Origin of the sequence: Leptospira jelokensis, from assembly GCF_004769635.1 — a bacterium.
Classification (GTDB): Bacteria; Spirochaetota; Leptospiria; order Leptospirales; family Leptospiraceae; genus Leptospira_A; species Leptospira_A jelokensis.
Window position 1 is genome coordinate 1 of the sequence record NZ_RQGH01000010.1, and the last position, 14,109, is coordinate 14,109.

At 37.1% G+C, this 14,109-nt stretch carries 14 protein-coding genes; 3 read left to right on the forward strand and 11 right to left on the reverse strand.

Annotated features, from left to right (window positions below; all coding sequences use genetic code 11):
* Positions 1 to 573: 573 nt before the first annotated feature.
* The 9 genes from EHQ62_RS04310 to EHQ62_RS04350 form a co-directional block, all read right to left on the reverse strand.
* Positions 574 to 1,050, reverse strand: a complete 477-nt coding sequence (locus EHQ62_RS04310) for a GNAT family N-acetyltransferase (RefSeq protein ID WP_135641001.1) — start codon at positions 1,048 to 1,050, stop codon at positions 574 to 576.
* Between the two features lie 96 nt (positions 1,051 to 1,146).
* A complete protein-coding gene (locus tag EHQ62_RS04315) occupies positions 1,147 to 2,790 on the reverse strand; it encodes a PEGA domain-containing protein (RefSeq protein WP_135641002.1) in 1,644 nt (547 codons plus the stop codon).
* Positions 2,780 to 3,550, reverse strand: a complete 771-nt coding sequence (locus EHQ62_RS04320) for an ABC transporter permease subunit (protein WP_135641003.1) — start codon at positions 3,548 to 3,550, stop codon at positions 2,780 to 2,782. Before EHQ62_RS04320 ends, EHQ62_RS04315 begins: the two co-directional genes overlap by 11 nt.
* A complete protein-coding gene (locus tag EHQ62_RS04325) occupies positions 3,540 to 4,430 on the reverse strand; it encodes an ABC transporter permease subunit (protein ID WP_135641004.1) in 891 nt (296 codons plus the stop codon). The genes EHQ62_RS04320 and EHQ62_RS04325 overlap by 11 nt, the downstream gene beginning before the upstream one ends.
* 4 nt (positions 4,431 to 4,434) lie before the next feature.
* The gene (locus EHQ62_RS04330; RefSeq protein WP_135641005.1) at positions 4,435 to 4,896 is read right to left on the reverse strand and encodes a PTS sugar transporter subunit IIA; all 462 of its coding nucleotides are present in this window, start codon (positions 4,894 to 4,896) and stop codon (positions 4,435 to 4,437) included.
* A gap of 35 nt (positions 4,897 to 4,931) precedes the next feature.
* A complete protein-coding gene (locus EHQ62_RS04335) occupies positions 4,932 to 5,825 on the reverse strand; it encodes a hypothetical protein (RefSeq protein WP_244241632.1) in 894 nt (297 codons plus the stop codon).
* Positions 5,826 to 5,828: 3 nt separating this feature from the next.
* Positions 5,829 to 6,830, reverse strand: coding sequence for a 4Fe-4S dicluster domain-containing protein (locus tag EHQ62_RS04340; protein ID WP_167482840.1), 1,002 nt, complete (start codon positions 6,828 to 6,830; stop codon positions 5,829 to 5,831).
* Between the two features lie 168 nt (positions 6,831 to 6,998).
* Positions 6,999 to 7,277, reverse strand: coding sequence for a hypothetical protein (locus EHQ62_RS04345; protein ID WP_002973362.1), 279 nt, complete (start codon positions 7,275 to 7,277; stop codon positions 6,999 to 7,001).
* 78 nt (positions 7,278 to 7,355) lie between these two features.
* Positions 7,356 to 8,897 (reverse strand): cellulose synthase family protein, encoded by a 1,542-nt coding sequence (locus tag EHQ62_RS04350; protein ID WP_135641007.1) that lies wholly within the window; start codon positions 8,895 to 8,897, stop codon positions 7,356 to 7,358.
* A 120-nt stretch (positions 8,898 to 9,017) separates the two neighbouring features.
* Between EHQ62_RS04350 and EHQ62_RS04355 the strand changes: the two genes are divergently transcribed.
* Together EHQ62_RS04355 and EHQ62_RS04360 are read left to right on the forward strand one after the other, a co-directional pair.
* On the forward strand, positions 9,018 to 11,201 hold the full coding sequence (locus tag EHQ62_RS04355; RefSeq protein ID WP_135641008.1) for a hypothetical protein: 2,184 nt from the start codon (positions 9,018 to 9,020) through the stop codon (positions 11,199 to 11,201).
* Positions 11,198 to 11,938, forward strand: coding sequence for a motility protein A (locus tag EHQ62_RS04360; protein WP_135641009.1), 741 nt, complete (start codon positions 11,198 to 11,200; stop codon positions 11,936 to 11,938). The genes EHQ62_RS04355 and EHQ62_RS04360 overlap by 4 nt, the downstream gene beginning before the upstream one ends.
* 8 nt (positions 11,939 to 11,946) lie before the next feature.
* Here EHQ62_RS04360 and EHQ62_RS04365 read toward each other — a convergent pair whose 3' ends face one another.
* Together EHQ62_RS04365 and EHQ62_RS04370 are read right to left on the reverse strand one after the other, a co-directional pair.
* Positions 11,947 to 12,435 (reverse strand): hypothetical protein, encoded by a 489-nt coding sequence (locus EHQ62_RS04365; RefSeq protein WP_135641010.1) that lies wholly within the window; start codon positions 12,433 to 12,435, stop codon positions 11,947 to 11,949.
* Between the two features lie 33 nt (positions 12,436 to 12,468).
* Positions 12,469 to 13,464, reverse strand: a complete 996-nt coding sequence (locus tag EHQ62_RS04370) for a class I SAM-dependent methyltransferase (RefSeq protein WP_135641011.1) — start codon at positions 13,462 to 13,464, stop codon at positions 12,469 to 12,471.
* A gap of 205 nt (positions 13,465 to 13,669) precedes the next feature.
* Between EHQ62_RS04370 and EHQ62_RS04375 the strand changes: the two genes are divergently transcribed.
* Positions 13,670 to 14,083, forward strand: a complete 414-nt coding sequence (locus EHQ62_RS04375; protein WP_135641012.1) for a ribonuclease HI family protein — start codon at positions 13,670 to 13,672, stop codon at positions 14,081 to 14,083.
* Positions 14,084 to 14,109: the final 26 nt, after the last annotated feature.

Genomic DNA, 14,109 nt, shown 5'->3' on the forward strand with positions numbered 1-14,109 from the left:
GGTTTCACAATTCGCTAAAGAATCGTGCGGTAAAAACCAAAGTAATTTCAAAAGCTAAGCAGTCAACACAGTTTTATAAAAAAGTTCGCAGTTCGTAAAAAGAAGATCAAATTTTTTTCGATTGGTTTGGGATTATTGGCGCAGGTAATGAGACATAATTCAGTCACCGGGTGTCGGCTTATGCTGGAGTGTTGTGCAGGGAATTAATCAAAGTTATATGGCATGCGAGAAGGCGCTTGATCAATGTTATGTGGAGTCTGTGGCCAAACGAATCATGGAGGTGCATGGCAAGAGTCGAGGGTCATAGCATTACCCTTATCATAGATTCGATCCTTATCCTTCATCAAAAGGAATGGATCGATTATCGTAAAATCGAAACCAAGATTGACACCAGCTAACGTTTGATTGGTTTCTCTTTGGTAGAAAGGTGAACAATTGGGGAGAATTTTTTTAAGGGAGTCGGTTTGTGGTGGTAAGTTCTGTAGTTCTCTGGTATATGGAAGCCATTGGGCGGCGGGTGGTTTTCCCCACCCAGTTCGATTAGGGCGGGGATCTATACCTTCTTAGTACCAACTAAGTGCTTAAAAGATCCTTTTTCATCACAGTTACATTCCGACTTCCAAAACCAACAACCTCTACTTTAGACCAACCAAGTCGCTCATACAATGCAACAGCTGTATCAGAAAATAAATGTAGCTCCAAGATTCCGCGTTCTTTGGCAGTACCCTCTAAATAACCACATAGTTTCCCACCCAAACCGTTTCTACGAAACTGAGGCAATGAATAGACCAAAGCTAACCAATGTTTATGGATTTTAAATTTTGGCTCTTGGTCCAACAAACCTACCTGATGGTACACTCCACCCGTTGCCACAGGAAAAGAATTTTGGAATAAAACCAATTGGAATTGCGAATGGTCATTTGTGACAGCCTTTAGCTTAGCAATTGTTTTATCATAAGGAATTTTCCATTCATCCATGTACCATTCTGCAATGATTGCCATTAGGTCTTCATCATCCGGTGATAGAATTTTATATTCAATCTCTACCATAACTGAAAATTAACTCCAAATAATCGAATCGCAAGTGATCAACACTAACACGATCAAGGCGAACCACAATCAAAACTATATTTCTAGCTTGAAGCCTCAATAGCGAACATTGAATTGCATATAACCATACCCTTCACGCGAGTTTTGTCCATAACTCACGCTCGAAGGATTTACGGGTAAAAATCCAATTTCTATTGACTCCTGGTCTAAACCCAAAAAGTAAAATGTAGCAGCAGAAACCAACATAAGACCGATCATGACAACCATTGGACCTGCGACTAATTGCCGATCCCTTCGGTTTTCGATTGGAAGGGTGCCTGCAATTTGTTTTAGATATTTTGCTTCGGATTCCGCATCTTCGATAATTTTATTTTGAGTGTAGTACCAGAATAAAAACTCGTTAGGATTATTTTGGTAAAAGTTTGTGATCGCGACAAAATTAGTTAAATTCACTTGTGACCTAGCGCCTGCATACACTTGGCGAGATGCGTAATTTAAATATGCATAACTTGCATAAAACAATAATGATCCGTAGATTGAATAGGTAGTGAAATCTTTATAGGTGTGATCCAGAAAAACATTTTGTTTATTTTTATAATAAACTTCAGTTTGTCCCTCTCTCATTTGGACAGCAACGGATGTTTCTTCATCGTCCCGAGCATCAATTGCACGAAAAGAATCAATGTAACCTTCTTTCGATAATCGCAAACGGTTCATACCAGAAGGGATTGGCATTCGACTGATGGGAGTTTTGCCCAAATATTGAATGCCCAAGTACACATCGGATTCAACATCGGAGGTAACCGATAAAAAAGAACGATTCAATCTCAAATTTAAAGTCACATCTAATTGAAATTTTTTACCTTTTTCCAGTAGGACATTTGATTTAAAGGGATAAAATCCTTCTTTGAAAATAAAAAGAGATCGTTTCCCAATTGGGAATTTCTTTTCACTCAATGGAGTTTTACCTAGATAAATTCCATCCAAGTAAACAAGGGCACCCTCTTCCCCGTTAGCTGTGATGCTTAGGTTTGTAGTTTCTTTACCTTGGAGTTTTTCCTTGATTGATTCACCGAGAGGTGACATTTCTTGGTATGCTCTGATTACGGAAGTTTGGTGCTCAAATGGAGTTGATTTGCCTTCGTAATCATCGAATAAAAATGCTTTTGTTTTTAATGTATTTTCCATTACTTCGAAGGTTCCGGACATCACATAATCACAATTGAACTTGGTTGCAGCGCCAAACGACTCATCGGCGGACAAAGGTTTTTTATCCCACATTTGTTTGATTGTAATTTTTATATAACGAGGATCTTTTTCAGGGGAAACTTGTTTTTTTCCAATCCTTAAATCATCCAAGTCCTTTTCGTCGTTAATTTCTTTCTTTTTTCTTTTTACGTTCGTTTCCTCGGCGTCAATTTTTTCTTGAAGCGTTAACTGTGGATTCTCGCCAAAGGAATGGTAAATGATATTCTTTCTAGGATTCTCTATATAAGTATATTCTAAATTACGAAGATCAGACAATAACACAGAAGGGATGCCCTTCATTAAATATTCTTTTGTGTTATCCTCTTTTACCGCAGCAAAGGGAAAAATACAAAGTGTTCTACTTGACTCAAAACTAACACTCCCCTTATACGATTGGTTAGGGAAATTATAATAATCATCAATGGAAAATATAGGAATCGTATGACAAAGTAATCCAATGATCAATAAAAATGCTGAGATCTTATGTTTCATGTTTATGATTACGTGACCCCAAGGAATACACCAAGATTAAAATGGCAATGATCGGAAGCAAAACGGAAAATGGTGATTTGTCAAAATAATCCTTAGAAAATGAAATTTGTTCTCCAAGGCCCGGCCCTGTTTCCCCAACAGATGTTTGGATTCCTAAATACGAGAAAAGTGACATTGTCATCACAACTGTTGGCAATCCAGAAAAAAACAAATAACGAAACATCGATTTCAATGCAGGTACATAATGGTATGCAATTAATTGGAATGGATTGGCACCAAAACAGATCGAAGCTGTAATGTATGGACTGGATTGGATTTCTCGGATTTTTGCCGTTATCGATTCGTAGGCAATCGCCCAATCGGAAACCACAATGGCGATCAATATGGAAATAGGGTTATCAGGCAAAATGGTAATGACGACAAGTGCTGACAGAAGTGATGGAAGGGACAGTGAAACCGAAACAAACCCAGACAAAACAAAGTCAACCTTGGATTTAAAAAAAAGAGAAACTGAAGATATTAAAAACGAAAACAAGATAGTGAAAAATCTTGCCGGTATCACAAGTAAAATCGTAGAGAAAGATCCAAAACAGAATAAAGCCAAATTATCTCTTCCCAATCGATCCGTACCAAATAAAAAGTCTTTCGAGAAAATTGGTAAGTTGTTATTGGCCAAATCAACGTATGTCGGAGCCTTGAGAAATAAAATTCCGTAGAATATAGTGCCAAAAAACAAAATACGAATCAAATTAAGGAGCATTTTGATACTCCCCAGAAAAATACTTTTGTAAGTAAAATCCAATACGATTCAAAATATAAAAGAGAATCCCCGAATACATTAGCAAGGTTGACAAAAGGTATGTATCCATCGATTTAATCGAATAATACAATGATTTACCAATGCCCGGAAAAAAGAAAATTTCCTCTACCACCATTGCACCGGAAAGCAAAGATCCAAAATCCAAAACCAAGAGAATTAATGTTACAGGTAAAACTTTTAAAAATATTTCAATCCTAACAATATGGCTCCACGGATAAGATCTAGTGATTAATAATTGAACATACTTAGATTTTGATTCTCTCTTAACTTCCGGTAAGAGATACAACGCCAATCTTGCAAATATTCTAGAACCCAATGCTACCCCTGGCAACACCACATAATATATGTTACCCGATTCATATCCACCAGGAGGGAACCACTCCAATTTATAAAAAAAGATCAAAAGGAGAAGGATTGCAAAAATAAAAATAGGAGTAGAAAGAATAAAATTTGCTATAAAAAATACAATCCTGTATAAAGTATCAGACTTTAGATATATTACTAACAAAGACAAACTGAATGCTAAAAAAGAGCCAAATAGAATACTAAAAATTGCCAAATGTAATGTGGCAAAAAAACGGCTCCCAATGTGACGATAAACCAACTCTCCATTTTGAGTGAGTCCTCCTGACTCAAACAAAATTCGATTCCAAAAATCTGAATACGATGTAAAAAAATCTTTTTGGGAGGATTTTACTTCTGTGATTCCAGAATCTGCAAAAAGATAGGTTTTGTCTCGGGTATGGAATTCGGAAACAAAGGTGCTTACTGCCGAAAGTAAAAATAAATAATAAAGAAAACGGAAAACTTCCGACTTCACAACGTTAACTTTTAGAGAGGAATGCCTTTTGAATTTCTTCGAAATTTTTGGCTTTGATGAGTTTTTCTCTTTCTTCAGGAATGTTTAGAGTTTTTGCAATCAATGCCAATGTTTTGATATGATCTTGAAACTTGTTTTTAGGAACGATCAACATAATGAAAATTTGAACAAGGCCATGATCTAATGCATCAAAATCAATTCCATTTGGTGAGATTGCCATGGCACACTTTAGTTCATTAACATAGTGAACGGAACAATGAGGAATTGCAACACCACTACCAATGCCTGTAGACATTGATTTTTCTCGATTCATCAATGAAGATACAGTTTCCTCTTCATGAACAGCATCTAATGTTTGTGTGGCGATCATATGAGAAATCATTTTACGAATCGCATCTTCTTTAGTAGATGCTTTAAAGTCGAAAATGATATTCTTCGGATCTAGAATCTCCAGAAGTTGATTCATTTGGTATTACTTACTCCCACCTTTCCAAACTCGCCTTATTTTCCAAGAAAAACCCTGACAAAGAGAGCCTCTACCAGAAAAAAAACGATCACGACCCAAATTGCACTTATCCCCATTTTCCCTACAAAGAAAGCAATGGGAAGTAAAATAACAAAACTGAATAATGTCACATAATAAGAACCATAAAAATTTCGACCTGGTGCTAATTGCAAAAAGAAAGCCAAAGAAGCAAACGATAGAAGCCAATTGGTTCCGGAAAGGCCAGTGCCTAAGCCCCAAACATAAAAAAGAAGGGACCAAAGGAGAAATAAACTAAGTAATATTGTCCTTCGAAAGGAAACCCATGCAACACAGACGAGAAGGTAGATGCCCAAACATTCCCCAATGGAGACAAACCGAATGGTCTCGGTCGGTTCAAATGCCACCCAAGGTAGAGAAATGGGGAATACGGAAGTTTCTAATTGAATCCCAGAAAAAGACTGTAATTCAACTGTTTGGCGAAGTTGGTATCCAATGAGTGAAAATGCCGTGTCCAATAAAAACAAAAATAAAAACACTAAACTTACAATGGGCAAACGGATTGAATAGTTTTGGATTAAAAAATAATGAAGAGCATAAGATAAAGTAAAACTGAAAGTCAATAGGATTGGATCAAACCATGTTGTTGGTAAAATCACAATCACTAACAACAGTTGTGAGATGAGTCCTAACCAATAGGGGGATTGGTTGGCTCGGATGCATAAACCAAGGTAAACCAAAGTGACTAGAGCCACGAGTAAAATAGGAACGATAGGGATCGGTGAAACGAAGGCGAGTGAATACCCCAAAAATCCTATTAGAGTAATGAAATAGAAAAAATCGGCAAAGATTTCGGAAGACTTAATCCCCCAACTATTCTCAGAAAGGATGTAAAGGTTTTTTAACATCATTACTTAAACCAAAACCTCTTCGATTCGTTTTCTAATATCGATCCCAGCAGGACAATAAACAGAACAAATCCCACAACTTACACATTTATCTTTTTCGAATTCTTCTTTTTTTCCTTTAATCAATTGAATCGGATTTGCTTGTGTTGGGCAATATTGATTGCATTCCATACAATCGATACAACTGAATTCTTTACGAGAAATCGGAAGTTTTTCATAAAGAGTAATCGAATAATGTTCGTAGATGTTAAAATAACCTAACGATTGGACATCCATTGGTTGGATTGCTTCAAACACTGTATCAAAAGAAGCAATTTTGTAACGTTTGTCCATATTGGCAGGAATGAAAGCTAAAGACTGACCGTTAGTCAAAAAATATTGACGTGGCTCTAAATCCATTCTACCTTTTCGATCCACGAGAAACACAGCTAAATGCCGTTTGGTGAACGGTTCACCAAAGTATAACTTTCTTAAGAGATGGTAGATTGTCTCAGCACCTAAATACAGAACTTCATTTGAGTTAAGCATCTTTTTTGACTTCAGAACATCCCATTGGAATTGTTTGTGCAAAAAATATTCAGGAATCCCCATTGGATGTTCAAATTGTAAGTTTTGAATTTCAAAAAAATTTTTGACCTCTGCTTTTGGGAAAACAGTTTTTAGTAGATCAACAAAACTGCGAAAAGCCTCTTTCATTGAGGTTAAAGTCATCTCTTCAAAATCAAGGTGTTGGTATCTGGAAAATGGGGAAAGGATTAAGGTAAAGGTAGAGTTTGAATTGAATTTTGAGAAATAATCCTTTAAAGGAGTATTCACTAAATCGAGAGAGGCAAGCGCACCATCATCAAACGCCTGCAACATGGATCCAAGATCATATGTTTGGAATTTATACTCCGCATTTGTCGACCATGAACCATCTTGTTTGATTTGGAAGAATTTTTGGTCAGGAGTTAATGTTGCTACCCCATTGACTGGTGCAAGCACCTTGGTTCCGTTATGCGACAACATAAGCTGTCCATGTGAAACTCTAGTAGGATAAGAATCTGAAAGTACGCTGCCCGAAGGAACGGGGATCAGGAATTGACCCTGAATCGTCCGTTCTCTTTTGTTTTCCGTTTTGTGAAATTTTCGAGCGAAGGCGCGAGGTAACCTGGGAAACAACACGCCAGTTATGATTTAGACGGCTTTCACCATGTAGATTTCGTCTTTGATTGGGAGTTCTTTTTTCAAGTTTTTGATGTAAGGTAAAATCTCTCCCATTTCCTCGTAATACTCACAATTGGTTTGCATACGACGAGCGACAGTAAAGTATTTATAAAGTTTTTCTTCACCGGAACGTTTCGACCATTTCTTCTTGTTACATTTTACGCGAAGAATGTATTTATCTTGCTCCGACTCGTATTGGCGAACCACAACACAATGCAAACAGTTCGCGCAGTAGACTTTTTCACTCATGGATGACCCCTGAACCTAGGTTGAATTTACAGCTTTTTGGAAGGAAAGGTTTCGTCAAGTAAGTACCATCGCCTTTCCTTAAGCGACGGCACGTAGTTCCTTTTCGGCCTTGGTTGCTGGTTTAAATTTCCAAAACGACTCCGCAACCGAAAGGTAAGAGACATAGAAAAATCCAATGGAATAGAGAACCATGAAACCAATCATATAGGGTTTTCCAACCATAAAGGATAAATAGATGCAAAAGACACAATACGCACCCATAAAAAATTCTAAAAAGGCGCGGTAATCCACAGGAACCACATACTTGATTTTGTCCTGTAGGCTATCCCCTTCTTTTTCAATGCGTAGTTTGGGAGTGCGTTTGAATCCTGACTGGATGCCAAAAACAGCCTCCATCCATGCATACGTATTCATCACAGCAATCCCTGTTCCAATCATCACAAGCACAGGCAGGTAAATGAGTTTGGATTTCCAGTTTTTGTGGATTTCCCTTTGGGAATATGCGTAAAAAATAACAGGTCCCATGGAACCGATGGAAAGGAAAGCTGCCGATCCAAAAAGTATTTCCATTGGAAGGTCTTCCATCTTAAACCCAGCCCAATATTCCATAAGGAGAAGTGGTGCTGTGAGCAGGATATTGATGATCATAAGTGGGTGCACGGAATAATTGATGAGGTGTGTGATTGCCTCACCTTTAATTTTCCAGGATTCATTGGATTTCCAAATGCGAGGGATGAGTTTGACTGCGGTTTGGATGGAACCTTTGCACCAGCGGAATTGTTGTGCTTTGTATGCATTCATAGTCGCTGGGATTTCTGCCTTACAAACCACATCTTTGATGTAACGGAATTTCCATCCTTTGAGTTCCGCACGGTAGGATAAGTCAAAATCTTCTGTGAGTGTATCATGCTCCCAACCACCAGCATCTTCAATGCAAGAACGCCTCCAAATCCCAGCCGTTCCATTGAAGTTCATCCATAAGTTGGAACCATTACGCGCCACTTGTTCGATCATAAAGTGGCCGTCGATTCCAAAACTTTGAGCCTTAGTGAGGATGTTATAAGTTTCGTTGATGTGTCCCCATCTCGTTTGCACCATACCAATGGATTCGTCATCGAAATAACCCATGGTGCGGAGTAAGAAGTCCGGGTCTGGGGTAAAGTCTGCATCAAAAATGGCAATATAATCCCCTTTTGCTTTTGCCATCCCTTCGTCCAAAGCTCCTGCCTTGTGGCCTTTGCGATTGGTTCTATGGACATGTTCAATCCAGATGCCTTGCTTTTTGTATTGCGAAACAAGACCTGCCACCTTTTCGATGGTTTCGTCAGTGGAATCATCTAAGACTTGGATCTGGAGTTTTTTAGCCGGGTATTGTAAATTGCAGGCAGATTCGATCAAACGATCTACCACATAGAACTCATTAAAAATGGGTAATTGCACCGTGACAACTGGCAGATTTTTGTCTTTGATGGAAAGGATCTTTGTATCATCCTCTGCGCAGTTTTCTTTGTTTCGGCTATACAAAAATACCATCAGGTAAGTGTGTAAGCCAAAGTAAAACAACATCACAATGTCAAAACCATAGAGAACCAAAAAGGATATAGATAAGAACGTTAGCATAGTTATAGTCAAAATCGGCACAAGGGGCCTTTTGGTCAAACATTTTGTGCACCGCCAAATAAAATTAGAATTTCTTTCGTTTGCGAACAAGACCCATACCACAAGATTGGTAGCAATTCTATGGACTCTCAATGGAAACGATTCTGGGAAACTGGCCTCTTCCCTTCGCTTGAATTTAGCCTTAGCCTATCAATTGGATATATTTTGTCTTTGTTCTTTTATGTTGCGGGTTCAGAGATGGCTCTCATTGATAGGACGGACACAGCATATCCCGTATTGCAAGCGTTAACTGCCATATCCTTTGCTGCTGGTTTCATTTATCGAAAGTACAAACAAAACTTATCATTCACAATTAGTTTAGGATTACTCATTCTTTCGATTGGACAAGCCATCTGGTTGTTCTCAGGGAATAGCTCCGAGTTCTTAATTGATTACATCTTCTCTTTTGAATTGGTTTTAGTTGGAAGTATTTTATCAGCATTTTTGATTGGAATTTATGGAGGTTCTCTCCGCGATTTTCGATTCCTAAGTTTCACTTTGGGTGTCACTACATTTACTTTTTACTCTTTATTTGAACCTAACCAAAATTATTCGATCAAAGTATTACTAGCATCTCTTTATGTCCTTTTGACTTTTTATTTTTTTAGTTCATTATTCCAACAAACGCCTATCTCGAGTAAATTTTATAAAATTAGATCAAAAATTGGTAAACATCCGTTATTTGCTCCTTTTTACAGATCTAGTTTATCATTACTGATCTCTTACTGTGTTTTACATCTCTACTTTCAGCCAGGTCCAAAAATACCGCTCATCCTATCTATCTCCTTCTCTGTTACAATTGGAAGAGTGTTATCTTTGCTGAGTGGATTAAAAAAAGAAACGAAGGCAGTGTATTTGATTGGTAGAGTCTCTTTGTTATTTGCATTCTTCTTTTTCATTTACCAAACATATTGGAGCTCGTTTTTTATCGCACTATGCATCATCACAGGGACAATCGTTGGTTTTTTTAAGCCAAACAAAACTCCATATAAAGAATATTTGATGATTGGAATTGAAACCTGCATTTACCTTTGCCTTTCGTTTCTTTTGTATTTTTGGAATTTGCCAATGGGCATTCGTACATTGACTGCCATGTTGTTTGTACCCGTATTGATGTATCCGTATCTCTTACAAAAACACATCATTCGTTTGCCAAGGATAGTGATGTTAGTTGTAGCGAGTCTTATTGTAATTCTATTTTTTTCCCCACCGACAATCCGTACAAATATACCTTTTTCCAAAAAGGAAATATTTGACCCTATTCCTTATGCGATTACAAATCTCAATTTTAATGAAGAAGAATATATCTTTTACAAATCGGTGTTGCCCTTCCCATCAAATCCGTTTTTACCAAAAAGGTCAGAAATTGAGGGCAAAACAGTTGTTTTAGGATTGAATTCAAACCAATCTCAGATCATATCTTATATTGAAAGATTGAGTGAGGAAAACCATCCCTTTTTAATCATCACAACGCGGAACAAAACGAATCAATTCCATCACATCAACGCTTTGTCTCTTCTCAGTAGAAAGTCTTTTTGGAATTTTGATATTTATTATCCAAATTACATGGCAAATAAAATCAATTATTCCAATTCTCTGCCTTCTGATTGGAAATTAAAATACTTCGCAGAAAAATTAGACAATCTAACTTTTTTGGAAGCAGTCAACGTACTTGATTCTGTCTTAAAATATTCTTCTGGAGATTTAAGAAAGGATGCAATTGATATCAAACACCTCTACTATGAATCATTTTCATCCTATGCGAAGTTTTACCATAACATTGGCCAAAGCAAATTGAGTTTAGATGCAATTGCATTGGCTAGAAAATTTGAATCACCCAAACCTGACTTATTAAGAATTGCATTCAATAGTTTAAAATTCACAACACCGGAAGCAGACTACATTCCAATTTTAGAAGATTTGAGCAAAGATTCTGAATTCCAAGAATTTGCATGGAACTCTTTGATTCCCATGTTTGAATCTCTTGGTGAGTGGAACAATGCTTTAAATACCATGAGTTTACTTGAAAGATTTTACCGATCCAATAACCAAACAGAACAAGCCAACGAATTAGAATTAGCGAGAGTTAGGCTGTTTATCAACCAAGAAAACTGGAAAGAGGTTGAACCTGTCATTTCTACAAGGTTAAGAGAGAATCCAAATTCAGTAATTTGGGAACGTCTTAAAAATGAAGTTATCGAAAAAAAAGATTCACTCAGGCGAATCAGTGTTCGTCCTGATCAAAAAGAGGCAAGAATCCAATGATCCATTCAACATTGTTAGGTATCCTAACATCGATTTTATCCGTTTTTGTTGCGATTTTGATTGAAGGTGCTTCATTAAGATCATTTTTCCATGTCCCAGCAATGTTTCTCATTATCGGAGGTACCTTGGGAGCAACCTTTGCCTCATTTTCCCTCTCTCAAATCTCTAGAGCCGTGCGTGATACTCGTTTCGCCTTAAAAAAAAGAAAGGAAACTGATCTAAAATTGTTATTCTTTCGGTTCTGGGAAAAAGCAAGAAAGGATGGCTTACTTTCGTTAGAAGATGAATCTAAAAAATTAGACAATTCTTTTTTGCAAAAAGGAATTCAGTTGATAGTGGATGGATCAGATCCAAGAACCATCGAAGAAATTTTATGGGAAGCTCACGAAGAAAAAGAAAAAGAAGATATGAAGTCGGCAAAAGTATTTGAGACTGCAGCGGGATTTTCTCCCACCATTGGAATCATTGGAACTGTACTTGGACTTGTCACTGTCCTTGAAAATTTAGATGGAGGGACAAAGGTGTTAGGGCAAGGGATTGCAACTGCTTTCATTGCCACATTTTATGGAATTTCGTTTGCAAACTTAATCTTATTACCTATATCCAACCAACTCAAAGTTGTGGCCAAAAGAGAAAGTAACGAACGTCAGGCGATTATGAGAGGGATTTTATCTTTACAATCAGGTGAAAACCGAAGGATCCTCGCAGAAAGGATTGATCCATTTGTGAACCAATAATACAAAATTCAAATTTGATTCGTCAAATTTTTAATGAATTCGTTGGATAACATTCGATAATTCATCACTAATTGGTTCCATGTAAGATCGTTGTGAATTTTGTTTTGCATAACCAACTCATTGATCTTTTCCGTGAGCTCACCATCTAAAGAAGCAGATAAAGTGTCTGGAATAATTTTTTTTATAGCATACTCCACCGTAACAGATGAATTTTCAAATGACGATTGAAAGTGTTTTGTAAGATTAGATATCTCAATCAATTGTTCTTCTGATTCCCAAGAATTGGCTTCCACAACTCCTTTGCCAATATTCCAAATTGCATTTCCGAATTGATAAGAAGTAAAAACAATATGGTTCGGTATAAAATTCAAAAATTTAATTTTTACCATCCTTTCTATAAAATTAGTTTTTAAGTAGGAACGTAGATACACTGTTACGGAATCATCTTCCACCACTTCTTCATCTAAAACCATTTTCTTTGTAAAACTTAAATTCATTTCAAATTTTGCTCCGTATTCGATCGATCCTAATCAAATCGTTACGTCATGATTTGGTGTGATACAGAAAAGTTGATGGATCTTATCGTCTCGGAAGTCAAGGGGAATTGATTCTTTGGTTTTGTTTATACATTTGTATCCCCTTTCCTTCCATTCTTCTTCTTCCACTTCCATTTTGAATTTTCTAAAATTTGTGGAAAACCAAATCTCTCCATTATCATTTAGAAATTTTGTTAACAATAATAATAGTAAGTTTCTATGTTTGGTTTGCACATCCCATTCTTCATACATTTTTTTACTATTTGAGAAGGTAGGAGGATCTAAAAAAATCAAATCATAACGTTCCCGATTTGCGTTTCTGGACTCATCTTCAACCCATTTTAAAATATCTGCATTGATGATCTCATGATTTTGGTTTACAAATCCATTCCGTTCCAAATTTTGTTTTGCCCAATCACAATAGGTTTTTGATAAATCGATGCTCTTTGTTTTTTTGGCACCACCTGACGCAGCGTAAACGGAAAATGCCCCCGTATAGGAAAACAAGTTGAGGACGGATTTATTTTTTGACCTATCTCTAATCCAACTTCGTGTCACGCGATGGTCCAAAAACAATCCAGTGTCTAGGTAATCCGTTAAGTTTATGCGAAATTCTAAATTTGTTTCCTTAACCCAGAAAAAATTCCCTTCCAGTGCAAATTTTTCATACTGTTCTTTGCCTTTTTGTTTTTGCCTTTGTTTAAGAAACAATTCTCCTTCGCTCAACTGAAATACATCACGAATGATTGCTTGAATTGTTGATAATCTTTCGTCGTGATCGCTTTCTGCCTTGAATCGCAGCGAACTTTTATCGTATAACACAAAACCATTGGGATAACGATCTAAAATGCAAGCAACCTGAGGAATATCTTCGGAATAAATGCGATAACATTCGATGGAGTTTTTTTTTGCCCATTTTTCGCGTTCTTTTTTTAATTTGCGAAGGCGATTTTCAAACATGATGAGGGCGCCTAATCCTCGTTCGGTCATTTGGTTTTCCTTTGGGGGTGATATTAAGGTATACTTCCCCGCCCTAATCGAACTGGGTGGGGATATCCACCCGCCACCCAATACGCTCCATTTATCATGCCTGCTCGAAAAAGTCCTCCTAATTTCAAAATCACCGTCTTTTTTTTCAAATTGGTTCATGTTTTTGATTGGTGAGAGGGATCACGACAAAAACAATGTCGACTATATGTCCACAAAAGACACCACATTTGTCTATTGCGATGGGAGCTCACGAGGAAACCCGGGACCTGCTGCCATTGGCGTTTCCTTCCAAAACAATGATGGAATCGAATTTTTTTTCCTTTCTGAAAAGATTGGGAACGCAACCAATAACATTGCCGAATGGCATGCGTTACTCCGCGGAATGGAAGAAGCTATCAAACAAAATATCAGAAAAATTAAGTTTCGATTAGATTCAGAATTGGTCGTCAAACAGATGAAAGGTGAATACAAAGTCAAAAATAAAGATTTGATGGGATTTAAGTCAAAATGTGAAGAACTAAAATCTTCGTTTGAAAATTTTGAAATCCAATACATCCCTCGCGAACAAAATGCACGAGCTGACCAACTTGCCAATTTTGCCCAAGATTCAAAAGTATGAGAAATCAAACTTTCGTGCGACTATTT